The sequence below is a fragment of the Stenotrophomonas sp. Marseille-Q4652 genome (assembly GCF_916618915.1).
GTDB lineage: Bacteria > Pseudomonadota > Gammaproteobacteria > Xanthomonadales > Xanthomonadaceae > Stenotrophomonas.
In genome coordinates this window covers 1,871,864-1,898,262 of record NZ_CAKAKE010000001.1, presented here as the reverse complement: position 1 = coordinate 1,898,262, position 26,399 = coordinate 1,871,864, and the positions used below count along the sequence as shown (strand labels likewise).

The 26,399-nt window shown below is 68.3% G+C and carries 27 protein-coding genes and 1 tRNA gene; 18 read left to right on the top strand and 10 right to left on the bottom strand.

Going from position 1 to position 26,399, the window contains the following annotated elements; translation table 11 throughout:
• The first annotated feature begins 7 nt into the window (after positions 1 to 7).
• The 3 genes from LG380_RS09030 to LG380_RS09020 are packed head-to-tail and all read left to right on the top strand — an operon-like array spanning position 8 to position 2,240.
• Positions 8 to 310 carry an NAD(P) transhydrogenase subunit alpha gene (locus LG380_RS09030; protein WP_225764691.1) on the top strand — a complete coding sequence of 101 codons (303 nt, stop codon included), beginning with the start codon at positions 8 to 10 and terminating at the stop codon, positions 308 to 310.
• Positions 307 to 804, top strand: a complete 498-nt coding sequence (locus LG380_RS09025) for a hypothetical protein (protein ID WP_225764690.1) — start codon at positions 307 to 309, stop codon at positions 802 to 804. Before LG380_RS09030 ends, LG380_RS09025 begins: the two co-directional genes overlap by 4 nt.
• Positions 801 to 2,240 carry an NAD(P)(+) transhydrogenase (Re/Si-specific) subunit beta gene (locus tag LG380_RS09020; RefSeq protein ID WP_225764689.1) on the top strand — a complete coding sequence of 480 codons (1,440 nt, stop codon included), beginning with the start codon at positions 801 to 803 and terminating at the stop codon, positions 2,238 to 2,240. The genes LG380_RS09025 and LG380_RS09020 overlap by 4 nt, the downstream gene beginning before the upstream one ends.
• A gap of 18 nt (positions 2,241 to 2,258) precedes the next feature.
• On the opposite strand, the gene LG380_RS09015 is transcribed toward LG380_RS09020, so the two are convergent.
• Positions 2,259 to 3,152 (bottom strand): AraC family transcriptional regulator, encoded by an 894-nt coding sequence (locus LG380_RS09015; protein ID WP_225764688.1) that lies wholly within the window; start codon positions 3,150 to 3,152, stop codon positions 2,259 to 2,261.
• Between the two features lie 124 nt (positions 3,153 to 3,276).
• Between LG380_RS09015 and LG380_RS09010 the strand changes: the two genes are divergently transcribed.
• From LG380_RS09010 to LG380_RS09000, 3 genes are read left to right on the top strand one after another with little or no spacing between them, the layout of a single operon-like run.
• A complete protein-coding gene (locus LG380_RS09010) occupies positions 3,277 to 4,674 on the top strand; it encodes a tetratricopeptide repeat protein (RefSeq protein ID WP_318780079.1) in 1,398 nt (465 codons plus the stop codon).
• Positions 4,671 to 5,114, top strand: a complete 444-nt coding sequence (locus LG380_RS09005; RefSeq protein ID WP_225764686.1) for a sulfotransferase — start codon at positions 4,671 to 4,673, stop codon at positions 5,112 to 5,114. The genes LG380_RS09010 and LG380_RS09005 overlap by 4 nt, the downstream gene beginning before the upstream one ends.
• On the top strand, positions 5,114 to 5,335 hold the full coding sequence (locus LG380_RS09000; protein WP_225764685.1) for a hypothetical protein: 222 nt from the start codon (positions 5,114 to 5,116) through the stop codon (positions 5,333 to 5,335). The genes LG380_RS09005 and LG380_RS09000 overlap by 1 nt, the downstream gene beginning before the upstream one ends.
• Here the strand turns inward: LG380_RS09000 and LG380_RS08995 are convergent.
• The 3 genes from LG380_RS08995 to LG380_RS08985 form a co-directional block, all read right to left on the bottom strand.
• Positions 5,320 to 5,847: a 2OG-Fe(II) oxygenase gene (locus LG380_RS08995; protein ID WP_225764683.1), complete on the bottom strand. Its 528-nt coding sequence runs from the start codon at positions 5,845 to 5,847 to the stop codon at positions 5,320 to 5,322. The genes LG380_RS09000 and LG380_RS08995 overlap by 16 nt on opposite strands.
• A gap of 106 nt (positions 5,848 to 5,953) precedes the next feature.
• Complete coding sequence (locus LG380_RS08990; RefSeq protein ID WP_225764681.1) at positions 5,954 to 8,848, bottom strand: TonB-dependent receptor; 2,895 nt, start codon at positions 8,846 to 8,848, stop codon at positions 5,954 to 5,956.
• Positions 8,849 to 9,046: 198 nt separating this feature from the next.
• The gene (locus LG380_RS08985) at positions 9,047 to 9,463 is read right to left on the bottom strand and encodes a hypothetical protein (RefSeq protein WP_225764680.1); all 417 of its coding nucleotides are present in this window, start codon (positions 9,461 to 9,463) and stop codon (positions 9,047 to 9,049) included.
• Positions 9,464 to 9,570: 107 nt separating this feature from the next.
• Between LG380_RS08985 and sufT the strand changes: the two genes are divergently transcribed.
• The 3 genes from sufT (at position 9,571) to LG380_RS08970 (ending at position 13,315) form a co-directional block, all read left to right on the top strand.
• Complete coding sequence (gene sufT / locus LG380_RS08980) at positions 9,571 to 10,122, top strand: putative Fe-S cluster assembly protein SufT (protein WP_225764679.1); 552 nt, start codon at positions 9,571 to 9,573, stop codon at positions 10,120 to 10,122.
• Between the two features lie 61 nt (positions 10,123 to 10,183).
• The gene (locus LG380_RS08975) at positions 10,184 to 11,281 is read left to right on the top strand and encodes a branched-chain amino acid aminotransferase (RefSeq protein ID WP_225764676.1); all 1,098 of its coding nucleotides are present in this window, start codon (positions 10,184 to 10,186) and stop codon (positions 11,279 to 11,281) included.
• A 309-nt stretch (positions 11,282 to 11,590) separates the two neighbouring features.
• Positions 11,591 to 13,315 carry a S8 family peptidase gene (locus LG380_RS08970; protein WP_225764675.1) on the top strand — a complete coding sequence of 575 codons (1,725 nt, stop codon included), beginning with the start codon at positions 11,591 to 11,593 and terminating at the stop codon, positions 13,313 to 13,315.
• Positions 13,316 to 13,413: 98 nt separating this feature from the next.
• Here LG380_RS08970 and LG380_RS08965 read toward each other — a convergent pair whose 3' ends face one another.
• The 3 genes from LG380_RS08965 to wrbA form a co-directional block, all read right to left on the bottom strand.
• Positions 13,414 to 13,899 carry an asparaginase domain-containing protein gene (locus LG380_RS08965; protein WP_225764674.1) on the bottom strand — a complete coding sequence of 162 codons (486 nt, stop codon included), beginning with the start codon at positions 13,897 to 13,899 and terminating at the stop codon, positions 13,414 to 13,416.
• A 102-nt stretch (positions 13,900 to 14,001) separates the two neighbouring features.
• Positions 14,002 to 14,346, bottom strand: coding sequence for a DUF2069 domain-containing protein (locus tag LG380_RS08960; RefSeq protein WP_225764673.1), 345 nt, complete (start codon positions 14,344 to 14,346; stop codon positions 14,002 to 14,004).
• Positions 14,343 to 14,936, bottom strand: coding sequence for an NAD(P)H:quinone oxidoreductase (gene wrbA, locus LG380_RS08955; RefSeq protein ID WP_225764672.1), 594 nt, complete (start codon positions 14,934 to 14,936; stop codon positions 14,343 to 14,345). Before wrbA ends, LG380_RS08960 begins: the two co-directional genes overlap by 4 nt.
• Positions 14,937 to 15,013: 77 nt before the next feature.
• Here wrbA and LG380_RS08950 point away from each other — a divergent pair, with 77 nt between their 5' ends.
• The 3 genes from LG380_RS08950 to LG380_RS08940 are packed head-to-tail and all read left to right on the top strand — an operon-like array spanning position 15,014 to position 17,120.
• Positions 15,014 to 16,288, top strand: a complete 1,275-nt coding sequence (locus LG380_RS08950) for a YihY family inner membrane protein (RefSeq protein WP_225764671.1) — start codon at positions 15,014 to 15,016, stop codon at positions 16,286 to 16,288.
• Complete coding sequence (locus tag LG380_RS08945; protein ID WP_225764670.1) at positions 16,285 to 16,854, top strand: TlpA disulfide reductase family protein; 570 nt, start codon at positions 16,285 to 16,287, stop codon at positions 16,852 to 16,854. The genes LG380_RS08950 and LG380_RS08945 overlap by 4 nt, the downstream gene beginning before the upstream one ends.
• Positions 16,854 to 17,120 carry an acylphosphatase gene (locus LG380_RS08940; RefSeq protein ID WP_225764669.1) on the top strand — a complete coding sequence of 89 codons (267 nt, stop codon included), beginning with the start codon at positions 16,854 to 16,856 and terminating at the stop codon, positions 17,118 to 17,120. Before LG380_RS08945 ends, LG380_RS08940 begins: the two co-directional genes overlap by 1 nt.
• Before the next feature lie 27 nt (positions 17,121 to 17,147).
• On the opposite strand, the gene LG380_RS08935 is transcribed toward LG380_RS08940, so the two are convergent.
• Genes LG380_RS08935 through hemA form a run of 3 tightly spaced genes read right to left on the bottom strand, consistent with a single transcriptional unit; the run spans position 17,148 to position 21,234 of the window.
• The gene (locus LG380_RS08935) at positions 17,148 to 18,848 is read right to left on the bottom strand and encodes a tetratricopeptide repeat protein (protein ID WP_225764668.1); all 1,701 of its coding nucleotides are present in this window, start codon (positions 18,846 to 18,848) and stop codon (positions 17,148 to 17,150) included.
• A 42-nt stretch (positions 18,849 to 18,890) separates the two neighbouring features.
• A complete protein-coding gene (gene prfA, locus LG380_RS08930; protein WP_225764665.1) occupies positions 18,891 to 19,973 on the bottom strand; it encodes a peptide chain release factor 1 in 1,083 nt (360 codons plus the stop codon).
• Positions 19,951 to 21,234 carry a glutamyl-tRNA reductase gene (gene hemA, locus LG380_RS08925; protein ID WP_225764664.1) on the bottom strand — a complete coding sequence of 428 codons (1,284 nt, stop codon included), beginning with the start codon at positions 21,232 to 21,234 and terminating at the stop codon, positions 19,951 to 19,953. The genes prfA and hemA overlap by 23 nt, the downstream gene beginning before the upstream one ends.
• Before the next feature lie 66 nt (positions 21,235 to 21,300).
• On the opposite strand from hemA, the gene LG380_RS08920 reads away from it, so the two are divergent.
• The 6 genes from LG380_RS08920 (at position 21,301) to LG380_RS08895 (ending at position 26,365) form a co-directional block, all read left to right on the top strand.
• A complete protein-coding gene (locus LG380_RS08920) occupies positions 21,301 to 22,977 on the top strand; it encodes a tetratricopeptide repeat protein (RefSeq protein WP_225764663.1) in 1,677 nt (558 codons plus the stop codon).
• Positions 22,974 to 23,639, top strand: coding sequence for a lipoprotein insertase outer membrane protein LolB (gene lolB, locus LG380_RS08915; RefSeq protein WP_225764662.1), 666 nt, complete (start codon positions 22,974 to 22,976; stop codon positions 23,637 to 23,639). Before LG380_RS08920 ends, lolB begins: the two co-directional genes overlap by 4 nt.
• A 5-nt stretch (positions 23,640 to 23,644) precedes the next feature.
• Positions 23,645 to 24,517 carry a 4-(cytidine 5'-diphospho)-2-C-methyl-D-erythritol kinase gene (ispE, locus tag LG380_RS08910; RefSeq protein WP_225766537.1) on the top strand — a complete coding sequence of 291 codons (873 nt, stop codon included), beginning with the start codon at positions 23,645 to 23,647 and terminating at the stop codon, positions 24,515 to 24,517.
• 3 nt (positions 24,518 to 24,520) lie between these two features.
• A tRNA-Gln gene (locus LG380_RS08905) sits at positions 24,521 to 24,597 on the top strand.
• Between the two features lie 96 nt (positions 24,598 to 24,693).
• Positions 24,694 to 25,653 carry a ribose-phosphate diphosphokinase gene (locus tag LG380_RS08900; RefSeq protein ID WP_225764661.1) on the top strand — a complete coding sequence of 320 codons (960 nt, stop codon included), beginning with the start codon at positions 24,694 to 24,696 and terminating at the stop codon, positions 25,651 to 25,653.
• Between the two features lie 103 nt (positions 25,654 to 25,756).
• A complete protein-coding gene (locus tag LG380_RS08895) occupies positions 25,757 to 26,365 on the top strand; it encodes a 50S ribosomal protein L25/general stress protein Ctc (RefSeq protein ID WP_225764660.1) in 609 nt (202 codons plus the stop codon).
• Positions 26,366 to 26,399: the final 34 nt, after the last annotated feature.

Genomic DNA, 26,399 nt, shown 5'->3' with positions numbered 1-26,399 from the left:
GCACGCAATGGGCGACGGTTTCGTGGCGTTGTACATCTTCATGCTGGCGGCCATCGCCGGCCATGTGATCATTTCGCGGGTGCCGGTGATCCTGCACACGCCGCTGATGTCCGGATCCAACTTCATCCACGGCATCGTGCTGATTGGCGCGATGGTCGTGCTCGGCCACGCCGATACCACGCTGGAGAAGGCGATTGGCTTCATCGCCGTCGTGCTGGGCGCGGGCAATGCGGCAGGCGGCTACGTGGTCACCGAGCGCATGCTGGAGATGTTCAGGACCTCCAAGAAGCCGGGCGGTAAGGATCAATGAGCCTGCGCGCGAGGGTCTCCGGCGTCCGCCAGCTCGAGCCGCGGCAGGTGTTCCAGGCGCTCAGCTACCTGCAGTACCCGGCAATGCTGGCCGGCCTTGCCAGTGCCGCGCGGCCGTTGTTCAACGGCATGGACGGCATGCTCGAGGCCTACAACAGCGCGCTGCTGTACCTCGGCGTGGGCGTGGGACTGTCCTCGCTGCAGGACCCGGACAAGACCCAGAACGAGATGTCGCGCCGGGTCTGGGAAGATCCCCGCAAGGCCTACCTGATGCTGTGGGTGCTGGCGCTGTCGGCCCTGCTGCCTATCGTGCTCGGCCTGCTGGGCACGGCGCTGGCCAGCTCCACTGCTTTATCCCAGCTGTCGTGGGGGTTCGTGGCCTACGGCCTGGGCATGCTCGGGTTGTTGAAGACGGCGATCGTGATGCGCGAGCGCCATCGCCTGGACAAGCGCGCCATCGCCGGCGCGGCGACCGACATGGAGGAGAGTGCATGAGCCTGACGATGCTGGTGAACGCGAGTTACCTGGTGGCCGCGACGCTGTTCCTGCTGGGCCTGCAGCGCATGGCATCGCCGGCGACCGCCCGCAGCGGTATCCAGTGGGCGGGCTTGGGCATGGTGCTGGCCACCGTCGCCACGTTCTTCCTGCCGGGCCTGCACAACCTGGCGCTGATCCTGGTGGCGCTGCTGCTGGGCACTGGCATGGCGTGGGTGTCGGCAAGGAAGGTGGCCATCACCGACATGCCGCAGATGGTGGCGCTGTACAACGGCATGGGCGGTGGTTCGGCCGCGGCCATCGGCGCGGTGGAGCTGCTGCGTTTTTCCGACCTGGCCCTGCGCGACACCAGCCACTGGAGCGCGCAGGCCATCGCCGACCTCGCTGCACGCCAGCCTTCGGCCACGGTGCTGGCGCTGGCGGTCATCGGTGCGGCGATCGGCGCGGTGTCGCTGTCCGGTTCGGTCATCGCCTGGGCCAAGCTCGACGGCCGGCTCGACCGCCGCGTGATCTTCCCCGGCCAACAGGCCTTCAATCTGCTGGTCGCGGTGGCCATGGTGGTGCTGGGCGTGTGGGCGGCCATCAGCCTGCAGCCGGCGGTGATCATCGGTTTCTTCGTCGCGGCGCTGGCGCTGGGCGTGCTGATGACCCTGCCCATCGGCGGCGCCGACATGCCGGTGGTGATCTCGCTGTACAACGCGCTGACCGGGCTGGCGGTGTCGTTTGAAGGCTACGTGCTCGGCAACCAGGCGCTGATCATCGCCGGCATGATGGTCGGCGCGGCCGGCATCCTGCTGACCCGGTTGATGGCCAAGGCGATGAACCGCCCGATCAGCGGCGTGCTGTTCTCCAACTTCGGCGGCGGCAGTGGCGAAGGTGCGCAGATCGAAGGTGCGCAGAAGCCGATCGAGGCCCCGGACGTGGCCGCGATGCTGGCGTTCGCGGAGCGCGTGGTGATCGTGCCCGGTTACGGCATGGCCGTGGCCCAGGCCCAGCACAAAATCTGGGAGCTGGCGCAGCGACTGATCGACCGCGGGGTCAAGGTGAAGTTCGCCATCCACCCGGTTGCCGGCCGCATGCCCGGCCACATGAACGTGCTCCTGGCCGAGGCCGGTGTGCCGTATGACCTGATCGCGGACATGGACGACATCAACCCGGAGTTCGCCGTCACCGACGTCTCGCTGGTGATCGGCGCCAATGACGTGGTCAATCCGGTGGCCAAAACCGATCCATCCAGCCCCATCTACGGCATGCCGATCCTGGACGTGGTGCAGTCGCGCAACACGATCGTCATCAAGCGTGGCAAGGGCACCGGTTTTGCGGGCATCGAGAACGCGCTGTTCTACGCCGACAACACCCGCATGCTCTACGGCGATGGCGCTGGTGTGGCCAGCGAGCTGGTGAGCGAGCTGAAGGCGCTCGACGGCGGGCACTGAGCCGCAAGTGCCGCACGCTCAGGCCAGGCACAGTGCCTCGGCGACCTGGCTGCCTTCCGCGCGCGGTGGGCAGCCCCGGCGCGCTTCGCTGGTGGTGCAGCCGAAGATGTGCTTGAACGCCCGGCAGAAGGCGCTTTCGCTTTCGAAGCCCAGGGTCTGGGAAATCTCGCAGACGGACAGGCTGCTCTCGCGCACCAGCTGCCAGGCACGCTCGTAGCGCAGGCGGGCGGCGTACTCGCTCGGGGTCTCGCCAAAGACTTCCCGGTAGACGCGGAGCAGGTGGCACGGTGAGTAATTGGCGCTGGCCGCCAGCCGGGCCAGGTCCATGCGGCCGTCCAGGGTGGAGCGGATCAGGTGCTGGACGCGAAGCAGGCGCAGCAGCGTCTGCTGCCGGCGCAGCAGGGTGCGACCGCTGCAGCGGGCCAGGCAGGCCTGCAGTTCGGCCTCGTGATCCGCGACGGCCCGGAGCAGGGTGCCGAGCACCTCACCCAGCCCGGCGCCTTCGTCTTCCTCGGTCCACCGTGGTCGGGCCAGATGGACCAGCGGGCGGGCGATATCACGGGGACAGGGGGTCTCCCACGGGAAGATGGTGGCTTCCGGTTTGCTGCCATGCCCGTGTGACCACAGCCCGGCCGGTGCGGTGAGCATGATCCACCAGCAACCGGCGCGATTGCTGGCGTGCAGGGGGCCGTCGAGCCAGATCTGCAGTCGACGCGGCCGCAGCTGCCACTCGGCGTGCTGGGATTGCAGGTCCAGCCTGCCGTGGAGTGCCAGCACCATGCTCAGCCAGCCCTGTGGGACCAGGATGCGACCGCCGCGACCGCGGCCGCGTACCGCATGCAGGCAATCGCCCGGCAGCTGTGTCATGTCCAGCGAGCGGGTGGCGTGGAGGGAATGGATCTTGATCTGCACGACAACTCCACGGACGGGCAGCGCCCGCTGGTGATGGGAGGAATCGTGGAGGGGGCGCCCCTGTGCGGCCGCTCCGCGTGCCAGGCTGCTCACACTGCCTTGACTGCCGCCGGCATCTTGTGGAGTGGAGGTGTGCAGGCGGCGTGAAAAAAGCCCGGCGGTGGGCCGGGCACTGTCCTTGCGCCTCGCGGGGCGCGAGGGGCGTTACGGCTGGAGAGGAGGCCGTGCATCCGGACACCTCAATCCTCGCTCCCTTGCCTCGTCCCTGGTGTGCCGGCCTGCGCAACGCTGTTGCCATTCCTTGCGGATTCGCGCATTCCTGCCGTTGCTATCCTTCCACGGTTACCGTCATGAAAGCCTTCGTGTCCGCAGGTCTCCAATCCGCCGCACAGATGCTGCAAAGCGGCCAGCCGGCGCAGGCCGAGCGGCTCGTTCGCGATGCACTGGCCGCAGGAATGGAGCACGCCCGGACGCTTGGCAGCTGCTGGCGATCAGCCTGCTGGCCCAGGACCGTCCGGACGAGGCGCGGCAAGCCTTCGTGCAGCTGACCAGGCTCCAGCCCGGTGAGCCCGCGCACTGGCTCAACCTGGGCAATGCCAGCCTTGACTGTGGCGACGCCGAACAGGCCCATGCCGCCTTCCTGCGCGCCGGGGAGCTGGGTGCCAGCGGGGTTCCGCTGCTGCTGGGGCTGGGCCTGGCGCACCTGGGGTGCGGACGTCTGCTGCAGGCGCAGGCCCTGTTGTCACAGGCATGGCGGCAGGAACCGCAGGCGGCAGACACGAGTCTTGCCTGGGCCCAGTGCCTGGCCGGACTGGAGCGCTTTGGCGAGATCGCTCCCTGCATCGGGCATCTCCGTCCGGCCTCACTGGCCCCGGGGCAGCGACGGGCACTGGCCTGGTTGTTCGCCCAGGCCGGTGAGGACGAGCGCGCGCTGGCGCTTTACCGGCAGGTGCTGGATGAAGCCCCGCAGGCAGTGGAGCCGCGCTTGCAGCTGGCGCTGCTGCTGGAGCGCCGCAACCAGGTGGAGCGGGCTGCGCGCCTGCTCGAGGAAGCGCCGGTGGCCACCGCGCCGCTGGACGCGATGAAGGCGTTGGCACTGGGCCGGGTGATGCGTCGCCAAGGCCGCCATGCGGAGGCAGCGCAGGTGCTGGCCGAGGGGGCGGGGCGGGGCGATTCCTGCGAAATGGGCGCGCAACTGCGTTTCGAGCAGGCCAAGGCACTGGATGCTGCCGGCGACGTCGATGCGGTGATGGCGGCGCTGGCCCATGCCCATCAGCTGGCGGGCGTGGCCCTGGCCCGCCGTCACCCCGATCCCGCCTCGCAGGCTTCACTGGCCTGGCTGGACCAGGTCCTTGGTGGACCTGCGCCGGCCACCTGGCAGGCCCCGCGGTCCGATGGGCTGCCGGCCGATCCATGGTTCCTGGTGGGGGTCCTGCGGTCGGGGACCACCCTGCTGAAACCGTCCTCGCCGCCCATTCCCGCCTCCAGGTGCTGGACGAGCGACCGGCGCTGGAGGAAGTGATCGCCAGCCTGCGGCAGTCGCCCGGCTGGCAGGATGCCGAGCTGCTTGCCGCCCTCGACCGGCTGGATGACAGCGCTCTGCACCAGGCGCGGGCGCGCTACTGGCATGCAGTCCGCAGGCACGTGCCTGAAACCGGCCTGCAACTGGTGGACAAGTATCCGCTGACCCTCACCCGGGTGCCTTACGTGGCCCGGCTGTTCCCGCGCGCGCACTGGTTGTTGCTGCTGCGCCATCCCTGCGACTGCGTGCTCAGCTGCCACATGCAGGCGTTCGGACTGAACGGCGGGGTGCTGGCATTTGAAAACCTCGATTCGACGGCCTGGACCTACGACCGGGTGATGACGTACTGGGAGACGCAGCGGCAGCGGGTGGTGACGCCGGTCCATGTGTTGCGCTACGAAGACATGGTCAGGACCTGCGCGCGCAGGTCGAGCTGGTAATGGCCGGCCTCGGCCTGGAATGGGAGCCGGGCCAGGCCCATTTTGCCCGCCAGGCAGCGACACGCGGGCGGCGGATCAACACCCCCAGCTATGCCCAGGTGACCGAGCCCCTGCATGCCGGCGCGGTGGAGCGCTGGCGCCGATACCGCGACCACTTCACCCCGCCGGTGCTGGGACTGCTACGGCCCTGGGTGGAACGCTACGGTTACCGCCTGGACTGAGCCTGTGGAAACCGGAGGTAGGTGGAAAGGATGTACTTGTCCTGCAACGGCGCGGCCTGTCCCTGGTGGGCATACATCCAGTAGGGCGGGAACATCAGCAGCCGGCCGGCTCGCGGCGCCACGCCGGTGCAAAGGCCCGGGAACCACGTATGCCCGCCTTGCTCCACGTCATTGAGGTACCAGAGGAAGACCAGGTAGCGGTCGCAGACCTCGTTGATCGAGTCGAAATGGGTCTGGAACCTTTCCTCGTTGCCTGCGCGGTAGCGCTTGAGGATCAGCGGGCTGAGCAGCGGGCTGTCGGGCACCGGGATCGGCAGGCCGACATCCTGGTTGTAGCGCTGCAGGGCCTGGCTGACCTGCTGGCGGAAGAACGCCAGAAAGCCGGCATCGGACAGCCGGCTGATGTCCATCTCGGTCCAGGCGCTGTCATCCAGGCCAGGACGCACGCCACGTCCATTGCGCTGCTGGAACCGTTCCAGCAGGTTGAACGACTCGACCAGCTTGGCGCACATCTCCGCCGGCAGGCTATGGTCGTAGGTACGGATGTAATGGCGGAGGTCGTGGCCCGGGGCAGCGTCCGCCGCGGCACCGGCCGCGGCGGACGGGTGGGGCGTTTCCTCAGAACTTCGCAGTCCAGCGCATCCAGTAGTACCGGCCGATGGCATCGTAGGTCCGCATGTCGGTTGAGGCGTTGAAGCCAGAATAGATCAACGGCGGCTGGCGATCCGTCAGGTTGCGTACGCCGATCTGGATCGAACTGTTGTTGAGTTCCTCGAACTGGTAGCCGATCTGCAGGTCGGTCTGGGTGAATGAGGGCACACGCCGCTTGGCCACATAGCCTGGTTCAGTGACGTCGGCCACGTCCGGCGCCTCGTAGACGTGGTGCACGTAGCGGGTGGTCAGGCTGGCGCTGAAGTTGCCCAGCGACCAGCTGATGTCGTTGAGCGCGCGCCAGCGGGCCAGGTTGCCGAAACCGGAGGAGGCGTTGTCGACGAAGGTGCCTGCCAGGCCGGTGCTCTGCGGGATGCCCGGGAACGCGCCGACGTCGCTGTCCGGGTCGTCGGCCAGCAGCCGCACGTTGTACTCGGCGATGTAGCTGGCATCCAGGTTCCAGGCAAAGCGGCCCCAGCCGGTTTCCGCGAACAGGTAGCGCAGGCCCACGTCCAGGCCACTGCTCTGCAGCCGGCCGAAGTTGCCGATGACGTTGGTCATCTGCGCCACGTCGCCGGCGTCGTCGCGGATGAAGGTGTCGCAGTAGCGCCCGAAGTTGAAGCACTGGTTGAGCATCACGTTCTCGGGCAGGTTGGTGATGAACTGCTCCAGCTTCACCCGCCAGTAGTCGGCGGTGATGCTGAAGCCTTCCAGCCAGCCCGGGCTGTAGACGAACCCATAGGTGAAGACGTCGCCTTCTTCCGGCTGCAGGTTGGGATCGGCGACCTGGAACGAGGTGACCTGGTTGTTGCTCTGCTGGAAGGAGCCGTCGGTCGGCACGCCGGCACAGGCGCGCGGATCCGGCGTCGGCTGGCCGGTGTAGCCGTTGCAGGGATCGGTATAGGTGTTGGCGCTGGGAACCGTCGGTGCATACAGGTCACCGATGGTCGGCGCGCGGAACACGTCGGCGTAGGTGGCGCGGACCAGCAGGTCGGAGAACGGCTTCCACTCCAGGCCGATCTTGGAGTTGGTGGTGCCGCCGAAGTTGGAGTAATCCGAATAGCGCGTGCCCAGCGACACGTTCAGCTTCTCGGCGAAGGGCACGTCCGCCAGCAGCGGCACCAGGGCCTCGAGGTAGATCTCGTTCACGTCGAACGAGCCGGCGATGTCGCCGAAGGTGCAGGCTTCCTGGGTGATCAGGCAGACGGTCTCGCCCGGCGGGATCAGGGTCAGGAAGTCGGAGGTCGCACTGGCCGATTCCTCGCGGCGTTCCACACCGCCGGCCAGCGAGACCATGCCCGCCGGCAACTCGAACAGGTCGCCGGTGATGTTGGCATTGAACACCTTGAGGTCGTTCTCGTTGGTGTTGGTGATGGTCGGATTGATCAGGTTCAACGCCGCCAGCTGGGCCTGGCCGGCCGGACTGTTGGGATCCGGCGGCGGGCCAAGGAAGTTGACCGGCAGGCAGCCGGCGATGGCGGTGCTCGGGTCGCCCGGCGTGCGTACGCAGATGGGGTTGCCGGTGGCCGGGTCGATCATCGACGGCCCCAGCGCATCGGTCAGGCCCGGGCTGTACAGATAGCCGCGCACCGACTGGGACTGCGGCGTGCGGCCATAGCCGTAGGACGCATCCCAGCTCCAGCTGCTGTCGCCGAAGTTGCCGCGCAGGCCGGCGGTGATCTGGTAGGTATCGGTCTCGAAGCGGGTGGTACGGGTCGGGATGAAGTCGCGCAGGCGCAGCCGGGCGTCGGTGATGTCCACGCCGAACGGGTTGTAGATGCTGTCGCCGCTGATCGGCACGTTGTCCACGGCGGCGCGGCCGTCGAACGGCAGCGGCGCGATGAAGAACGAGGATTCGGTCTTCAGCCACGAACCCAGCACGAAGGCCTCGACGTTCTCGCTGAGCTGGTAGTTGCCGCTGACGAACATCGCGGTACGTTCCTGCGGCGTCAGGTTGAGGTTGCCGTCGGCCTGGAAGTTGTAGACGTCGTTGAGGTTGTCGAAGCAGCGGAAGTCCGAGGTGGAGGTGCCCGGGCGGCCGTCGATGCGGGTCAGCACGACATTGGCGCCGCTGCCGCAGTTGGGGTCGCTCAGGTTCACGCCGGTGGCGGCCGAACGCGGCACCACGTAGCGGCCGGTCAGGATGCGGCTGGTACCGCCGATGCCGTGCTCGCCGGCGTACAGCTGGTAGGGCTGGCTGGAGTAGGCGCGGTCAGCGGCGCTGACCGAGTCCTCCTTGTCGTAGCTCACGCCCAGCACGACGTTGCCCTTGTCGCCGGTCATGCCGAAGGTGGCGTCGTAACGCTCGGTACCGGCGTCACCCCGCGAGGAAATGCCGTAGTAGGCGCTGGCCTCCAGGCCCTGGAAATCACGGCGCAGGATGAAGTTGACCACGCCGCCGATGGCATCGGAACCGTAGATCGCCGAAGCGCCATCCTTGAGGACCTCGACGCGCTCGATCAGGGTCATCGGGATCGAGTTGATGTCCACCGCACCGTTGGCGTTGCTTACGGTGCCGATCCAGCGCTTGCCATCGACCAGCACCAGCGAGCGGTTCACGCCCAGCCCGCGCAGGTCGACCGTGGCTGCGCCGGCGCCGCCGCCATTGTTCACCTGGGGATTGGTCGCTGCGCCGGCGATGGCCGGGGTCCGCTGCAGGAATTCGCCGACCGTCGCAGCGCCGGAATTCTCGATGTTCTGCCGGTCAATCACGAACACCGGGCTGGAGGTTTCAAGGTCGGCACGCTTGATGCGCGAGCCGGTGACCTCGATGCGGTCCAGGGTCGTGGCCTGTTCCCCCTGTGGGGGGGCGTCCTGGGCTGCCGCTGGCGTTGCGCCCAGCGCCAGTACGGCGGTGGACATGGGCAACAGGGCACAGCGGACGGCCTCGCTCAAGGTCTGGATCTTCACAGCAGCACTCCACGATGACGGTGTGGAGCAAGAATTACGAATCCTTAACCTTGGTTTATGTGCGGTCCGCGCCTGAAAAGATGTGCACGAATTTGCCGCTGGAATTGCGCATGTTGCGTTTTTCTACCAGCTGGCCGGATTGGCGAGGAATCAGCGCGCCAGGCGCCAGGCCAGCAGCAGTCCGCCCAACAGCCAGAGCAGGTCGAACGGCGAGCTGGCCAGTGACACCATCGTCCAGGCCAGGCGCGGGCCCATGCGCAGCGAGGACTGCAGTGGGTCCAGCCCCATCATTCCGCCCATGTGCGCGGCCACGATCACCCAGCAGCTGGCGAGGGTGACCAGCAGCGTCGCGGTGACGGCCAGCGTGATCCGCAGCGGGCCGCCGCGCAGCGTGCCCAGGCGCAGCATCCATGCAGTCTCCAGTCCCGCGGCCAGCGCCATCGGCGCGGCCATGCCCCGCGTATTCAGCGCCACCAGTACCCACGCCACGGCGACCGTCAGGCTGCCGAGCAGCAACAGCAGGGGCCAGAGCCAGTGCACGCTGGCCGGTGCGGGTCGTGGGGGCATGGGAGCTCCTGGAAGGGCCCGACAGGATAGCCGCTCAGCGGGGGGACGGCCCAGTTCGATAGAATAGGCGGCTTGCGGGAGTCGACCGCGTCCCCATATCCAGTCCCATGTATTCCCGCAGCAGTGAACCCGTCCACTTCGAGCGCGATTGCGAGGCCGTCATGGTCCCGCAGGGCGATACCGTGACCCTGCCCGCCGGCAGCTATGGGTACATCACCCAGGCGCTGGGCGGCAGCTACACCGTGTTCGTTGAAGGCAACCTGTTCCGCATCGCCGGCAAGGATGGCGATGCCATCGGCAAGGAGCCGCCGCCGGGACTGGAACTGCCCGAGAACGCCGGCGACGAGGAAGTGGAAAAGCTGGTCTGGCAGCAGTTGCGCACCTGCTTCGACCCGGAAATCCCGTTCAACATCGTCGACCTGGGGCTGATCTACGAGGTCGACCTCAAGCACCTGGACGATGGCCAGCGCGAGGTCGACGTCAAGATGACCCTGACCGCGCCCGGCTGCGGCATGGGCGAGATCCTGGTCGACGATGTCCGCAGCAAGCTGGAAATGATCCCGACGGTGGCCCAGGCCGACGTCGAGCTGGTGTTCGATCCGCCGTGGGGCAAGCACATGATGTCCGAGGAAGCGCGGCTCGAAACCGGCATGCTGTAGCCCCGGCACCCGCGACGGCGGGGCCGGGTGTCCATCCCGTAAACCTGGAAGGAAATATCTGGTGTCCCAGTCAACCCCGAGCTTCCGCGTCACCCGTTCCACGCAGCCGCGCAGTGCCGAAGAGCGCGAGCGCATCCTCGCCGCGCCCGGCTTCGGCGTGCACTTCACCGACCACATGGTGGCCGTGCGCTGGGACAAGGACACCGGCTGGCATGACGCCGAGGTGCGTCCCTACGGTCCGCTGCTGCTGGACCCGGCCGCCGCGGTGCTGCACTACGGCCAGGAGATCTTCGAGGGCATCAAGGCCTACCGCCATGCCGATGGGTCGGTGTGGACGTTCCGTCCGCAGGCCAACGGCGCGCGCCTGCAGCGCTCGGCCGCCCGTCTGGCACTGCCGGAACTGCCGGTCGACATCTTCGTCGAGTCGCTGCGCCAGCTGGTCGCCGTGGACAAGGACTGGGTGCCGTCGGCCGAAGAGTCCAGCCTGTACTTCCGCCCCTTCATGATCGGGGACGAGGCCTTCCTCGGCGTGCGCGGCGCACACAAGGCCGGCTACTACGTGATCGCCAGCCCGGCCGGCCCGTACTTCGCCAAGGGCGTGGCCCCGGTCTCGATCTGGCTGTCCACCGAATACGCGCGTGCGGCCAAGGGCGGCACCGGCGCGGCCAAGTGCGGTGGCAACTACGCCGCCTCGCTGCTGCCGCAGCAGAAGGCGCAGGCCCAGGGCTGCTCGCAGGTGCTGTTCCTCGATCCGGTCGAGGGCAAGTACCTGGAAGAACTGGGCGGCATGAACGTGTTCCTGGTCTACAAGGACGGGACGCTGGTGACCCCGGAACTGTCGGGCAGCATCCTGGAAGGCATCACCCGCGAGAGCATCCTGCAGCTGGCCCGCGACCGCGGCATGAAGGTGGTCGAGCGCAAGGTCAGCATCGACGAGTGGAAGGATGGCGTCACCTCCGGCGCTGTCACCGAGGTCTTTGCCTGCGGCACCGCCGCGGTGGTGACCCCGATCGGCCAGCTCAGGGGCGAAGGCTTCTCGGTCGGCGACATCAACGCTCCGGCTGGCGAAGTGACCATGTCCCTGCGCAAGGAACTGACCGACATCCAGTACGGCCGGATTCCCGACCGCCACGGCTGGCTGGCGCGCCTCGACGGCTGAACCGTACAGCCATGTGAGTTGACAGAAGGCCCGCCGGCGACCCCGGCGGGCCTTTGCTTTTGGGCGGATGACGGAGATTGCCCTTTCGTCCAGTTGACAGCAGTCACAAATCCGCGATCCGGGTAGGAAAACTCCTGTCCCTGCATTGTCCCGGGGCGACAAACCTTCTAGCGTCGGCGCACGGACGGTAGCAGGGGACCGGTCCGGGCCTCCTCCCGCTTCAGACCACCACCCGATAGCAACCGCTGAGCCGGGCGGAGCGTTGCCGCTGTCTGCGGCACCTACTCATTGCAGAAAGGAAACAACCCGATGTCGAAGTATTCGCAACGCCGCGCGCGTCCGGGTCTATTGGCCGTTCTCGGAGTCTCCACCCTTACCTCGATGCTGCTCGTCGCACCGGCCGTCGCCGGTGAGGCACACCTGGACGGCCTGGCCTCGGCGTCCACCCACCAGCGTTTCATCGTGAAGTACCGCGACAGTGCCGCGCCGGCCCAGGCCAGCGTGCTGGCACGGTCGCTCAAGTCCGCCGCCGCCGCGGTACCGGCGCGGACCGGCCGGGGGGTTGGCCTGCAGAAGCTGCGTGACCTGGCCATCGGTCCAGCGGTGATCAAGGCCGACCGCGAGCTGGACCAGGCCGAAGCGGCCCAGCTGATGCGCCAGCTGGCTGCCGATCCGGATGTCGAGTACGTGGAAGTCGACCAGATCATGTATCCGACCTGGACCCCGAACGACCCGTCCTATTCGCAGCAGTGGGGCTTCAACGGTACCTACGGCATCAAGGCACAGCAGGCGTGGGACATCACCAAGGGTGCTGGCCAGCTGGTCGCGGTGCTGGATACCGGCATCACCACCCACTCGGACCTGAGCGCCAACGTCATCGGTGGCTATGACTTCATCAGCGACACCACCGTTGCCGGTGACGGCAATGGCCGCGACAGCAATCCGGCTGATCCGGGCGACTACTACGACGGCAGTGCCTCGAGCTGGCACGGCACCCACGTGGCCGGCACCGTCGCTGCGGTGACCAACAACGGCAAGGGTGTCGCCGGTACCGCGCCGCAGGCCAAGGTCGTGCCGGTGCGCGTGCTGGGTCGTGGCGGTGGTTACACCTCCGACATCGCCGACGGCATCATCTGGGCATCGGGAGGCACTGTCTCCGGCGTGCCGGCCAATCCGAACCCGGCCAAGGTGATCAACCTCTCGCTGGGCGGCTCGGGCGCGTGCGGTACCACTACCCAGAACGCGATCAACGGCGCGGTCAGCCGCGGCACCACCGTTGTCATCGCTGCCGGCAACTCCAACGCCAACGTCTCCAACGCCTCGCCGGCCAACTGCAACAACGTGATCGCGGTGGGCTCGACCACCAGCACCGGCGCGCGTTCGAGCTTCTCCAACTACGGCGCGCTGATCGACATCGCCGCTCCGGGCTCGAACATCTATTCGACCCTCAACAGCGGGACCCAGGGCCCGGGCAGCGAAAGCTACGCCTCGTACAACGGCACCTCGATGGCGACCCCGCACGTGGCCGGCGTGGTGGCCCTGATGCAGTCGGTGGCGCCGACGCCGCTGACCCCGGCGCAGGTGGAATCGATCATCAAGTCCACGGCCACGCCGTTCCCGTCCACGCCGTCGCAGCCCATCGGTGCCGGCATCGTCAATGCCTACGCCGCGGTGCAGGCCGCTGCCGGCGGCGGTGGCGGCAACCCCAATCCGGATCCGGATCCGGGCACGGGCAACGCGCTGCAGAAGAACGTGGCCAGGACCGGCCTGTCCGGTGCCGCCAACAGCGCCCAGTACTACACCGTGACCGTGCCCAGTGGCAGTTCGCTGGTGATCACCATGAGCGGTGGCACCGGTGATGCGGACCTGTACGTCCGCAAGGGCAGCCAGCCGACCACCTGGACCTACAACTGCCGCCCGTACCTGAACGGCAACAACGAGACATGCACCTTCTCCGGCGCGTCGGGCACGTACTACGTGATGATCCGTGGCTACTCGGCCTTCAGTGGCGTCAGCCTGAAGGCGAACTGGTAAACCTGCCTCCCTCCCGGCAGGCAAGCGCCGGAGCCCGAGGGCTCCGGCGCTTTTCATTTGCGGCCGGGAAAGCGGCGTGACTGCCCGGTGGCCGTCGCTCAGGCGGCTTCGAAGCGGTTCTCGGCCACGTTCTTGCGCACCCTGGCCGGATCCCAGATGCGGCCGTTCATGGCGATGTAGACGCCGTTGGGCAGCGACTGCACCGCACCGATCGCGCAGCCGATGTTGAATTCGGCGTCCGAACCGCGGAAGCGGGCGGGGCTCAGTGCGCCGGTCATCACGATGGTCTTGTCCTTGATGCTGGACAGCACCTTGCCGGTCTGCACCATCGAGTCGGTGCCATGGGTGACCAGCACGTGCCTGGCCGGCTGCGCGGCGATGGTGGCGCGGACCAGTTCGCGGTCCTCGTCGGTGATGTGCAGCGAGTCCTTGCGCAGGATCGGGATGATGTGGAAACGGAACGTCACGCCCAGCTCGCGCAGGATCATGCCGATCTGCGGATCGCCGATCTGGTAGTCCGATTTGTCGTCGAAGTAGATCTTGTCGATCGTGCCACCGGTGGTGACGATCAGGAGCTCTTCCATTGCGTAGTCCTTGCGGGCCGGCTGGCCGTGTTGCGACGTAAGCCGACAATGATAAATCGCCACGCGCCCGGCATCCTCGCGGATCGAGGCGAGGTCGTGGCTTCAGGATGCGCGGCGGCGGGCGAAGCGGGCCTGCAGGCCGGGAAGGCTGACCAGCAGCACGATAACCAGCGCCAGGACGATCTCCAGTGCGGCAAGGGCTGCGGTATCGCGATGGCTCCAGGCGCTCATGACGCCATGGCTGAACCAGCCCAGGGCCAGCACGCCGGACCAGAAGCGTGCCGTGGGCCGGCACAGCAGCACGCCGATGCCCAGCAGCAGCGGTGGCGCGGTGAATACGACGAGCGTCGCCACGAGGTGCCGATCGGCGCGGAACCACCACGCGAACAGCGCCGACAGTGCCAGCAGGCTGGCCACGAGCAGCGCATCGCGCAGGCGCGGGCTCATGTGCCCAGGCGCCGGGCGATATCGGCCACGCGCCGGCCCAGCGCGCGGGCCAGCAGTGCCTCGTCCTCACTGGGTTGCGGGTCGTCCTCCGCGCCGGACACGTGGCTGGCGCCATAGGGCGTGCCGCCAGTGCGGGTGTGGCCCAGCGCCGGTTCGGTGAACGGAATGCCCACGAGCAGGCAGCCGTGGTGCAGCAACGGCAGGTGCATCGACAGCAGGGTGGCTTCCTGCCCGCCATGCATCGACGCGGTCGAGGTGAAGACCGCCGCCGGCTTGCCGGCCAGGGTGCCGCTGGCCCATTCGGCGCCGAGGCAGTCGAGGAAGTGCTTCATTGGCGCGGCCATGTTGCCGAAGCGGGTGGGGCTGCCCAGCAGCAGGCCGCTGCACTCGGCCAGGTCGGACCTGTCCACGTACGGCGCGCCATCATCGGGAACCGGCGGAGCGGCGGCCTGGGTGACGGCGGCGACCGGCGGCACCGTGCGCAGACGTGCGCTCATGCCCGGGACCTCGCCGATGCCGCGCGCGATCTGCCGCGCCAGCCGCGCCACCGATCCGCCACGGCTGTAGTACAGCACCAGGATTTCCGCCATCTCTCGTCCATTCGTCTCACGGGAGTGGCCAGTATCGGCGATGCCCGGCGTGGAATGCATCGGGTACTCTTTGCCCGATGGAACCTCTGGATACGCTCAACCTATGGATGGAGCGCGTGCGCGACCGGGCGCGCGTGACCAGCTTCGGGCGTTTCCTGTGGCGACGCTTCCTCGACGACCGCCTGTTCCAGGCCGCCGGCTCGCTGGCCTACACCACGGTGTTCGCGCTGGTGCCGCTGGCGATCGTGGTGTTCGGCGTGCTGTCGGCGTTCCCGGTGTTCGACCGCTGGAGCGAGGCGCTCAGCGACTACGTATTCTCCAACTTCGTGCCCAGCGCCGCGCGTGCGGCCGAAACCTACCTGCGCCAGTTCTCGGCCAGTGCCGGGCAGCTCACCGCGGCCGGCTTCATCGCCCTGGTGGTGTCGCTGCTGATCACCCTCAACAGCGTCGAACAGACCTTCAACCGCATCTGGCGGGTGTCCTCGTCGCGGCCGCGGCTGGGCCGCTTCCTGGTGTACTGGACGGTGCTGACCCTGGGCGCGATGCTCGCTGCCGCCTCGCTGTCGATCTCGGCCAAGGTGCTGTCGCTGCCGCTGTTCGGCACCAGCGAAGGGCGCTGGCTGGCCGACCTGTCCCTGCGGATGGCGCCGGTGCTGATCGAGTTCCTGTGCATCATGCTGGCCTTCCGCGTGGTCCCGCACCATTCGGTGAAGTGGCGCCACGCCGTACCCGGCGCGTTGCTGGCGGCACTGATGCTGGAGCTGGTGAAGTGGGGCATGGGCATCTACCTGGGCAGCTTCCAGTCCTACCAGAAGCTCTACGGCACGGTGGCGTTCGTGCCGATCCTGCTGCTGTGGATCTACCTGGGCTGGGTTTCGGTGCTGCTGGGCGCCTCGCTGTCCTCCTCGGTCGCCGCGTTCCGCTACCAGCCGGTGGCACTGCGCCTGCCGCAGGACGGCGAGTTCTACGCGCTGCTGCGCCTGCTTGGCCGTTTCCGCGAGGCGCGCGCGGACGGCAACGGGCTGGGCGAGGAGGACATCCTCGCGCTGGAACCGCTGCTCACCGATTCCCTGCTGCAGGAGCTGCTGTGTGCGCTGGAGCAGATCCGCGTCGTCAGCCGTGCCGAGTCGGGCAAGTGGCTACTGGCGCGTGACCTGGACCAGGTGACGCTGCAGGAGCTTTACGAAGCCTCGCAACTGCGCATTCCCGTGAGCGAGACCTACCTGCCGGCGCGCGACGACACGCTGGGCCGCACCGCCTGCCAGGCGCTGGACGAACTGCGCATGCCACTGCGTGAGCTGCTCAAGCGCAAAGTTGGCGACATCTACGAGTTACCCGGAGAAACACCATGAAATTCCCACCGCTGCCGGTCCTGGCCCTGGGTCTGTTGCTGGGCGGCTGCCAGCCCGCGCCGGCGCCACAGCCTGCCTCCTCCCCGCAAGCCGGGCCCGAGGCCAGCACGCCCGACATTGCGGTGGCCGAAGCCACCCCGGTAGTGCAGCAGACCGCTGACATCCCGACCCTGCAGGTGGATGCCGTCGACGGCGGCCGGTATGACCTGGCCGAACACCGCGGCAAGTGGGTGGTGGTGAATTTCTGGGCGACCTGGTGCTCTCCATGCCTGAAGGAGATGCCCGAGCTGTCGGCACTGCACGCCATGCGCAGCAACATCGAGGTCGTCGGGCTGGCCTACGAGGACATCGAACCGGCCGACATGCGCGCCTTCCTGGAGAAACATCCGGTGGCCTATCCGATCGCGATCATCGACACCTACGATCCGCCGAAGGACTTCGCCACCCCGCGTGGCCTGCCGATGACCTACCTGATCGCGCCGGACGGCAAGGTTGCCCGCCAGTTCCTCGGCCCGGTCACCGCACCGGACATCGAGGCGGCCATCGCCGGCGGCGGAGCCGGCTGATGCCTGCCGCGCGCTTCTTCGTCAGCGGACGGGTACAGGGCGTGTACTTCCGCGCCTCCACCCGTGAGCAGGCGCGCGCGCTGGGACTGCAGGGCAGCGCCCGCAACCTGGACGATGGCCGGGTCGAGGTCATCGCCAGTGGCCCGGCCGAAGCACTGGAGACACTGGCGCAGTGGCTGGCCGATGGCCCGCCGGCGGCGCGCGTGGACCAGGTGCTGCGCGAGGAGTGGAGCGCAGCCGTGGGCGAAGGTTTCAGCGTGGGCTGATCGCATCGCGCCTGACTGGCGGACCTGTCAGTCGATGCCTTGCCAGCCGTGCCGGGTGGCCAGCGTGGTCACCACGGCAGTGAAATCAGCAGCAAAGCCCTGCATGTCGAACACGCCGGCACCGTCGCGATGCCTTGCCAGCCGCTGCCGCAGTTCCATCAAGGCCGCTGGCTCGTTACCCAGTCGCGCCGCGGTGGCGATGAAGGCCTCGTCGGAATCGACGTTCATCCCTCCCAGCCCCAGATGATGGTTGAGGCTGCCGGCCACGCGCGCGGCGAAAGTCTGGCCGGGTGTGGTCAGCACCGGGCAACCGGCCCACAGCGCATCGGAGGCGGTGGTGTGGGCGTTGTAGGGATGGGTATCCAGGAACAGGTCGGCGTGGCGGTAACGGGCCAGGTACTCGGCATGCGGCAGCTTGGGCATGAATACCAGCCGCGCCGGATCCAGCCTGGCCTGGCGGGCGGCCTCGCGCAAGCGCGCATCGGCCTGGCCAGGCCCTGACAGCAGCCACAGCACGCTGCCCGGCACCTGGGCCAGCACCGCGAACATCCGCGCCATGCTGCGCGGATTGAACTTGTAGCTGTTGTTGAAGCTGCAGAACACCACGCCGCTTTCCGGCAGGCCGCAGTCCACGCGGGAAGGTGGTTGCCCGACCCGGCGGGTATTGTCCGAGGGCTGGAAGGCGCGCGGCAGGCGCAGCACCTGCTCACTGAAGCCAGCCTCCAGGGCAGGGGGCAGCACGAAGCCGTCGGCCAGCACGCAGTCCATCCACGGCGCGCCGGAGGTGCCGGGATAGGCCAGCCAGTTCACCTGCAGCGGGGCCGGGCGCATCGCCAGTACCTCAGGGGCACCGCCGCCGCCCCAGCCGCGCAGGTCGAACAGCACGTCGATGCCGGCCCCGCGGATCGTGCCGGCGATGTCGCCATGGCGACGACCTGAGACGTCGTGCAGCGTGGTCGCCGCGCGCAGGCGCTGGCGGATCGGGCTGCCGTCATCGGCATTGAGTGCGAACAGGTGCGCCTGCACCGATGGTTGCGACTGCAGCGCCTCGAACAGGGCGACGGTGAGCAATCCCGTGGGATGTGCGCCGAAGCCGTTGGAGAGAAAACCCAGCCGCAGTGGACCGCCCTGGCGCACCCGCGTGGCCGCCAGCCGCGGGATGTGCGCGGCCAGCGGCTGCGCCCGCAGTCGCGCGCAGGCCAGTTGTTCGCTGGCGCCGGCGTCCTCGCTGAGGAAGGCGAACGGCTCCACCCCGGGATGGCCTTGGGCGACGGCGCTGCGCACCTGCCGCGACAGGAGGTCCAGATCGCGCCAGTCACACAGCTTGCGCCGCCAGTTGAGCAGGTGCGCGGCGATGTAGGGCTCGGTCGGCAGCAGGGTGTGGGCGCGCTGGTAGGCCTGCGCGGCGGCCTCGGCCTGGCCGGCGTCTTCCAGGGCGTGGCCCAGCCACAGCGCGATGCCCGGGTGCTGCGGGACGATGTTGGACGCCTGCTGCAGCAGGGCTGCGGCCTCGCCGTGGCGGGCCTGCATCCAGCGCGTGCGGCCCAGTCGTGCCAGCGCCTCGGGATGGCCGGGGCGCAGCCGCAGTGCCTGCTGCGCGGCGGCCTCGCCGGCATCGATGTCGCCCATGCCCAGTTCGGCGTCGGCCAGCATCACCCAGGCGATGAAGTCGCCCGGTTGCCGGCGCACGGCCGCGCGCAGTTGCAACAGTTCGGGCGTGGCGTTCATCGCAGGTCCCGGGGAAGGTGCAGGGAAGTCGCCACCTTGGCCTCAGCTCTCGGACAGGCGGGCGAGCTCGTCGACCTGGTGCTCGTGCAGCAGCCGGCCGATCAGCTCGTCGAGGTTGCCCTCGATGATGTTGGGCAGGTCGTACAGGGTCAGGCCTTCGATGCGGTGGTCGGTGATCCGGCCCTGCGGAAAGTTGTAGGTGCGGATGCGCTGGCTGCGGTCGCCGCTGCCGACCTGCAGCTTGCGCGTCTGCGCCTCGGCGGCCGCCTGGCGGCTGCGCTCGGCGTCGAGCAGCTGTGCCTTGAGCCGCTTCATCGCCTTGTCGCGGTTGGCGTGCTGGCTGCGTTCGGTCTGGCATTCGACCACCACGCCGGTCGGCACGTGGGTGATGCGGATGGCCGATTCGGTCTTGTTGACGTGCTGGCCGCCGGCACCTGACGAACGGAAGGTGTCCACCTTCAGGTCGGCCGGGTTGATGGCGATGTCTTCCACGTCATCGGCTTCGGGAATGATGGCCACCGTCGCGGCCGAGGTGTGGATGCGGCCCTGCGATTCGGTGGCCGGCACGCGCTGCACCCGATGGGTGCCCGATTCGAATTTCAGTTTCGAGTACGCGCCGCGGCCAACGATGCGCGCCACGATTTCCTTGAAGCCGCCGTGCTCGCCGGGGCTGTCCGATTCGATCTCCACCTTCCAGCCCTGGCGCTCGGCATAGCGGGTGTACATGCGGAACAGGTCACCGGCGAAAATTGCCGCCTCGTCGCCACCAGTGCCGGCGCGCACTTCCAGGAACAGGTTGCCGTCATCGCGCGGATCACGTGGCACCAGCAGCAGCGCAAGCTGCTCGTCCAGCGCCTGCAGCCGCGCCTGTGCGTCGGCGATTTCCTCCTCGGCCAGTTCGCGCAGTTCCGGATCGGCGCGCATCGCCTCGGCCGAGGCCAGGTCGGCCTTGGCCCTGGCTTCGTCGGCCAGTGCGGCGGCGATAGGCTCGAGCTGGGAAAACTCGCGCGAGAAATTGCGGAAGCGCTCGTTGTCGGCGAGCACTTCCGGGTCTGACAGCAGGCGTTCGAGTTCTTCGCGGCGCTCGGCCAGCGCTTCAAGCTTACGGCGCAGGGTCGGCGTCATCGCGGCTCGCTAGGGGATGGTGGTAGCCCGGCGTGGCCGGGAACAGGCGCTCGGCGGCGCGGGTGAGTTCGGTGTCGCCTTCCAGCGCGGCCTGGCGCAGCGCGGCGGTCGGCGGATGCAGCAGGCGGTTGGTCAGGCCGTGGGCGAGCTGCTCGAGCACTTCGGCGGCCGGGCGGCCGTGGGCCAGCTGCTGGTGTGCCTTGGCCAGCAGTTCGGCGCGGGTGGCCTCGCCAAAGGCGCGCAGTTGCTTGATCGGTGCCTGGCGGCTGCTGGCCTGCAGCGATTCGAAATAGCGCTGCACCTGCAGCTCGATAATGGCCTCCGCCTCGGCCGCGGCCTCGCGGCGGCTGCGCCGGTTCTCCTCCACCGCTCGTTCGAGGTCGTCGACGGTGTAGAGGAAGGCGTCGGACAGCTTGCCGACCTCGGTCTCGATGTCGCGCGGCACCGCCAGGTCGAACAGCAGCATCGGTTTGTGCCGGCGCTGGCGCAGCGCGTCCGAGACCTGTGCGGCAGTGATCACCGGATCGCGCGCGGCGGTGGCCGAGAATACGATGTCGGCCTCGGCCAGGTGGCGGTCCAATTCGGCCAACGGCAGCGCCACGCCACCATGGCGGCTGGCCAGTTCCTGGCCATTGGCCAGCGTGCGGTTGGCGACCAGCAGCCGCTTCACCCCGCCTTCGGTCAGGTGCTTGGCGGCCAGCTCGATGGTCTCGCCGGCACCGACCAGCAGCACAGTGGATTCATCCAGCCGCGCGAAGGAACTCTGCGCCAGGCGTACCGCGGTCGAGGCCACCGACACCGGGTTGGCGCCGATGCGGGTGTCGGTGCGCGCACGCTTGGCCACCGAGAAGGTCTGCTGGAACAGCCGGTCCAGCTCGTGGCCGAGGATCCCCGACTCGCGCGCCAGCGCCCAGGCATCCTTCACCTGGCCCAGGATCTGCGGTTCGCCCAGCACCATCGAGTCCAGCCCGGTGGCGACCCGGAACAGGTGGCGCACGGCGTCGGCGTCGCGATGCTGGTAGACGAAGCCCTGCAGCCCGCCGGCCTGGCCTTCCAGCCACCGGGTCAGCGCATCGCCGCTTTCACTCACCGCATAGAGCTCGGTGCGGTTGCAGGTGGACAGCAGGACCGATTCGTTGAGCTGGGATGACTGGCGCAGCGAATCCAGTGCACGGGGCAGGGCGTCGCCGCCGAAGGAAGCGCGCTCGCGCAGTTCCACCGGCGCGGTCTGGTGATTCAGTCCGAGCACCCAAAGGGTCATCTGTTCAGTTGCTTGCGATAAGCTGCTGGCTGTCCAAGCCGCCATTTTACGGTCCGTACGCCCACGATGCCCGTACTGATTCGCATCCTCTGCGGTGCATTGATGTTGCCAATGCTCGCCCTGTCGCCGCTGGCTGCGGCCGAACGGGCGCCCGTGGCTGCCGATCCGGTCCCGCTGGAGCCCATCCTGGCCGGCGAATTCGCCCTGCAGGCCGGCAAGCTGGCCGATGCGGCGCGCTGGTACCTGGAGGCCGCCAAGGCCGTCGATGGCGACGCCGGGCTGGCCGAACGTGCCACCCGCATCGCAATGCTGGCCGGTGACGACGCGCGCTCCAGCCAGGCCGTCGCGCTGTGGGCCAGGCGTGATCCCGACGCCTTGGGCATGCTCGCCAGCCGGGCCGCGCTGGCCCTGGGCAAGGGCCAGCTGCGTCCGGCGCGCCGTGACCTGCTGGCCCTGCTGCGCCATCGCGATCCGACCGGCTGGCGCTTTGCGCTGGTCGCGCTGGCTTCCGGCGTGCGTGATCCGGGCGCGCCGGCAACACTGCTGGCCGAGCTGGTCGATGCCGGTGCCATTCCCGATGACATCGAGGCCTGGCAGGAATTCGGCCGCCTGGCCCTGCGGCTGGACCAGCCCCAGCTGACCAGGCGCATGGTGGCCGAGGTGGTCAGGCGTTTCCCCGACGAGCCACGGGTCGCCCTGCTGCATGCCACCCAGCTCAACCAGGACGGTCGCCGCGACGAGGCGCTGGAGGTGCTGGCCGGCGTCGAGCCGCGCATCGAGGGTGACCTGGAGCTGCGCAACGCGCTGGCCTTCGCCTACGACGCGGTCGGTGATGCTGCCGCCGCCGAGCGCGTGCTGGCCACCGGCGAGCAGGACCTGCAGAGCTGGGGCATGCGTGCCTCGCTGCTGGCCAAGCAGCAGGACAAGACCGCCCTGGCTGATCTGTACGAGGGCCTGGTCAAGGCCGAGCCCGAGCCGGATGCCGCCCATCAGCTGCTGCTGGGCAAGATCGCCGAGTTCCTCAAGCGCCATCAGGAGGCCGTGGCCTGGTACGAGGCCGTGCCGCAGGGTCCGCATCGCAGCGAGGCGAGGCTGCGTGCGATCAACGCCCGCCACGAGCTCGGCGACCGCCAGGTTGCGCTGACCCAGGTGCGCGCGCTGCAGGCCGATGCCTCGGTCGAGGATGACGTGCGCCGTGACGCCTACCTGCTGGAGGCTGAGCTGCACCAGCGCAGCAACCAGCCCGCCGCCGAGATCGAGGTGCTTGGCCGCGGCCTGGCCGCCTGGCCGGACGAGGGCGCGCTGCTGTACGCCCGGGCGCTGGCCTGGGAGCGTGCCGACGACATCGAGCGGGCCGAGGCCGACCTGCGCCGGCTCCTGGTCAGCGAACCGGAAAACGTGGCCGCGCTCAACGCGCTGGGTTACACCCTGGCCGACCGCACCACCCGCTACCAGGAGGCGCTGGAGCTGATCGACCGCGCCCGCGTGGCCGAGCCGGACAACGCGGCCATCGTCGACAGCTATGGCTGGGTGCTGTACCGGCTCGGCCGCAACGAGGAGGCGCTGGTGCACCTGCGCCGCGCCTGGACGCTGGCCAAGGATCCGGAAATCGCCGCGCACGTCGGCGAGGTGCTGTGGGTGCTGGGGCGCGAGGACGAGGCCCGCCACTACTTCGACGAGGCCCGCAAGCTCGATCCCGAGAACCGCGCCCTGCAGCGCGCCACCGAGAAACTGGGTACATGACGCATTCCATCCTGCGGGCGCCGCTGCTGGCGCTGGCATTGATTTCCCTCACCGCCTGCACCTCGATGGGGCCGCGCAGGACGCCGTCCAGCGACGAGGTGGCCGAGGTGCCCGAAGCCGCACGCCAGGCCGAGGCCGGGCGCCAGGCCTCCCTGCGCGCGCTGCCGGACTGGTCGTTCAGCGGCCGGGTGGCAGTCAGCCGCGGCCGTGATGGCGGCAACGGTCGCATCGAGTGGCAGCAGCAGGGCACCGGCTACGAGATCCAGCTGGCCGCGCCGGTGACCCGCCAGAGCTGGCGGCTGTCCGGCGACAGCACCCGCCCGGGTGCGCGCCTGGAAGGACTGGACGGTGGCCCGCGCGGTGCCGATGACGCCCAGCAACTGCTGCTGCAGGCCACCGGCTGGGACATCCCGGTCGGGCCGCTGTCGGACTGGGTCCGCGGCCTGGCCGCGGCCGAGGGCGAAGCCCCGGAACACCTGGGCAGCGACATCGGGGGCCGTCCGCGCCGGCTGCTGCAGCGCGGCTGGAACATCGAATTCATGGACTGGCACCCGGCCGAGGCCGAAACCGGCCGTCCAGCGCTGCCGCGGCGCATCGAGGCCAGTCGCGGCGATGCCAGGGTGCGGCTGATCGTGGACCAGTGGAACCTGGAAATCCCATGAGCCCCGTGGTTGTTGATCCGGCCGGCTGGTCGCTGTGGCCCGCCCCGGCCAAGCTGAACCTGTTCCTGCACATCACTGGCCGCCGTCCCGACGGCTACCACCAGCTGCAGACCGTGTTCCGTATCCTCAACTGGGGCGACGACATCGCCCTGCGGGTGCGGCCCGATGGCCAGATCCGCCGCGAGGGCGGCTCGGTCGCCGGCGTGGCCGAGGCCGATGACCTCGCCGTTCGCGCAGCCATCCTTCTTAAAAAGTCGGCGAACATCGCGCAAGGTGCGGATATCCGTATCGAAAAGCGTATTCCTGCCGGTGGCGGTTTTGGCGGTGGATCGTCGGATGCGGCAACCGTGCTGGTCGCGCTCAACGCGCTGTGGAGCGCCGGGCTGGATGTCGACGCGCTGGCCACGCTGGGCCTGTCACTGGGCGCGGACGTGCCGGTGTTCGTGCGCGGGCACAACGCCTGGGCCGAGGGGGTGGGCGAGGAGCTGGTCCCGCTGGACCTGCCGCCGGCCTGGTACCTGCTGGTCGACCCGGGCGTGCATGTGCCGACCGCCGCACTTTTCCAGTCCGCCGATTTGACGCGGGATGCTGCACCCGCGAAAATATCGGACTTCGCTTCCGGGGCCCTGCTCGGTAATGCGTTCGAGCCAGTGCTGCGCCGCCGTGAACCCGCCATCGAAGGCGTGTTCCAGGCCTTGTCCAGCATCGGCCGGCCGCAGCTGACCGGGTCGGGCAGCGGTTGTTTCGTCGAGTTCGCCACGCGCGCTGCCGCCGAGCAGGCGCTGGCGCAGTTGCCGGGACGGCTGCGGGCGTGGGTGGTGGCAGGCGCAGCGCGCTCGCCGCTGCTCGACACGCTGGAACAGTTGAAGCGGATTTGATGCAGGGGCGTCGCCAAGAGGCCCAAGGCACCAGGTTTTGATCCTGGCATTCGTAGGTTCGAATCCTACCGCCCCTGCCACTCCGGAAGATCCCCGCCCAGGCGGGAGACCGGGTCACCTGTGGTTCCGCAGTAAAGCTCACGTTCCCCGCCACGCGCCGATCCCGAGAAGCCCACATGCAAACCTCGCCCAACCTGCTGGTTTTTTCCGGCAATGCCAACAAGCACCTTGCGCAGAGCATCTGCAAGGAACTGGGCGTGCGGCCGGGCAAGGCCCTGGTGTCCAGCTTCTCCGACGGCGAAGTGCAGGTGGAGATCCAGGAGAACGTGCGCAAGCAGGACGTGTTCGTGGTCCAGCCGACCTGCGCGCCCAGTGCCGAGCACCTGATGGAGCTGCTGGTGATCATCGATGCGCTCAAGCGCGCGTCGGCCTCCAGCGTCACCGCGGTGGTGCCGTACTTCGGCTACGCCCGCCAGGATCGCCGCATGCGCTCCTCGCGCGTGCCGATCACGGCCAAGGTGGCGGCCAAGATGTTCTCGGCCGTGCATACCGACCAGATCCTCACGGTCGACCTGCATGCCGACCAGATCCAGGGCTTCTTCGATATGCCGGTGGACAACGTCTATGCGTCGCCGCTGCTGCTGGCCGACATCTGGCGTGCCTACGGCACCGACAATCTGATCGTGGTCAGCCCGGACGTGGGCGGCGTGGTCCGCGCCCGTGCGGTGGCCAAGCGCCTGGATGACGCCGACCTGGCGATCATCGACAAGCGCCGCCCGCGCGCCAACGTGTCCACGGTGATGAACATCATCGGTGACGTCGAAGGCAAGACCTGCGTCATGGTCGACGACATCGTCGATACCGCCGGCACCCTGTGTGCCGCTGCCGCTGCCCTCAAGGCGCGCGGTGCGCTCAAGGTCGCCGCCTACTGCACCCACGCCGTGCTCTCGGGCCCGGCGGTTGACAACCTCAACAATTCCCAGCTCGACGAGCTGGTGGTGACCGACACCATCCCGCTGTCCGATGCGGCGCGGGTGTGCAGCAAGATCCGCCAGATCAGCGTGGCCGAGATGCTGGCCGAGACGATGCGCCGCATCGCCTTCGGTGAGTCGGTCAGCTCGCTGTACGTCGATTGATTTTCCCGCCACCCGGCAACGGGTGGCGTTTCCGGTTTCCCTGGTCGCGGGGAAACCATCAAAACGATCGCCATGGCGATCAACAACCTAGGTAGTCAAAGAAATGGCCAAGAGTCATGAAATCAAGGTCCAGCGTCGCGAAGTGCAAGGGCAGGGTGCGAGCCGCCGCCTGCGTCGCGAAGGTCTGATCCCGGCAGTCGTCTACGGTGGCGACCGCGAGCCGGCCAACATCCAGCTCAACCACAACGAAGTGTGGCTGGCCCAGCAGAACGACTGGTTCTACTCGTCGATCATCGACCTGAACCTGGATGGCACCGTGTACAAGGTGCTGCTGCGTGACATGCAGCGCCACCCGTACAAACAGCTGATCATGCACCTGGACTTCCAGCGCGTGAACGCCAACGAAGTGCTGCACGCCGCGGTGCCGCTGAGCTTCATCAACGAGGAAATCTCGCCGGCCGGCAAGGCCGCCGACGTGGCCGTCACCCACGAACTGAAGGAAGTGAACATCGCCTGCCTGCCGGGCGACCTGCCGGAGTCGATCGTGGTTGACCTGGCCGAGCTGAAGGCCGGCGACATCATCAAGCTGTCCGACCTCAAGCTGCCGAAGGGTGTTGAAATCCCGGCCCTGAAGCTGGGCAAGGACCACGACGACGCCGTGGTCACCGCCAAGGCCGGCAAGGAAGACGCCGCCGAAGCGGCTGCCGAGTAATCGTCATCGTTGCGCCCACTTCCGGGTGGGCGCA

Coding starts and splice junctions, on each gene's coding strand:
- LG380_RS09030 (WP_225764691.1), top strand. CDS start 8: ATGGGCGACGGTTTCGTGGCGTTGTACATCTTCATGCTGGCGGCCATC.
- LG380_RS09025 (WP_225764690.1), top strand. CDS start 307: ATGAGCCTGCGCGCGAGGGTCTCCGGCGTCCGCCAGCTCGAGCCGCGG.
- LG380_RS09020 (WP_225764689.1), top strand. CDS start 801: ATGAGCCTGACGATGCTGGTGAACGCGAGTTACCTGGTGGCCGCGACG.
- LG380_RS09000 (WP_225764685.1), top strand. CDS start 5,114: ATGGCCGGCCTCGGCCTGGAATGGGAGCCGGGCCAGGCCCATTTTGCC.
- LG380_RS08995 (WP_225764683.1), bottom strand. CDS start 5,847: ATGTGCGCCAAGCTGGTCGAGTCGTTCAACCTGCTGGAACGGTTCCAG.
- LG380_RS08990 (WP_225764681.1), bottom strand. CDS start 8,848: ATGTCCACCGCCGTACTGGCGCTGGGCGCAACGCCAGCGGCAGCCCAG.
- LG380_RS08985 (WP_225764680.1), bottom strand. CDS start 9,463: ATGCCCCCACGACCCGCACCGGCCAGCGTGCACTGGCTCTGGCCCCTG.
- sufT (WP_225764679.1), top strand. CDS start 9,571: ATGTATTCCCGCAGCAGTGAACCCGTCCACTTCGAGCGCGATTGCGAG.
- LG380_RS08970 (WP_225764675.1), top strand. CDS start 11,591: ATGTCGAAGTATTCGCAACGCCGCGCGCGTCCGGGTCTATTGGCCGTT.
- LG380_RS08965 (WP_225764674.1), bottom strand. CDS start 13,899: ATGGAAGAGCTCCTGATCGTCACCACCGGTGGCACGATCGACAAGATC.
- LG380_RS08960 (WP_225764673.1), bottom strand. CDS start 14,346: ATGAGCCCGCGCCTGCGCGATGCGCTGCTCGTGGCCAGCCTGCTGGCA.
- wrbA (WP_225764672.1), bottom strand. CDS start 14,936: ATGGCGGAAATCCTGGTGCTGTACTACAGCCGTGGCGGATCGGTGGCG.
- LG380_RS08950 (WP_225764671.1), top strand. CDS start 15,014: ATGGAACCTCTGGATACGCTCAACCTATGGATGGAGCGCGTGCGCGAC.
- LG380_RS08945 (WP_225764670.1), top strand. CDS start 16,285: ATGAAATTCCCACCGCTGCCGGTCCTGGCCCTGGGTCTGTTGCTGGGC.
- LG380_RS08940 (WP_225764669.1), top strand. CDS start 16,854: ATGCCTGCCGCGCGCTTCTTCGTCAGCGGACGGGTACAGGGCGTGTAC.
- LG380_RS08935 (WP_225764668.1), bottom strand. CDS start 18,848: ATGAACGCCACGCCCGAACTGTTGCAACTGCGCGCGGCCGTGCGCCGG.
- prfA (WP_225764665.1), bottom strand. CDS start 19,973: ATGACGCCGACCCTGCGCCGTAAGCTTGAAGCGCTGGCCGAGCGCCGC.
- hemA (WP_225764664.1), bottom strand. CDS start 21,234: ATGACCCTTTGGGTGCTCGGACTGAATCACCAGACCGCGCCGGTGGAA.
- LG380_RS08920 (WP_225764663.1), top strand. CDS start 21,301: ATGCCCGTACTGATTCGCATCCTCTGCGGTGCATTGATGTTGCCAATG.
- lolB (WP_225764662.1), top strand. CDS start 22,974: ATGACGCATTCCATCCTGCGGGCGCCGCTGCTGGCGCTGGCATTGATT.
- LG380_RS08900 (WP_225764661.1), top strand. CDS start 24,694: ATGCAAACCTCGCCCAACCTGCTGGTTTTTTCCGGCAATGCCAACAAG.
- LG380_RS08895 (WP_225764660.1), top strand. CDS start 25,757: ATGGCCAAGAGTCATGAAATCAAGGTCCAGCGTCGCGAAGTGCAAGGG.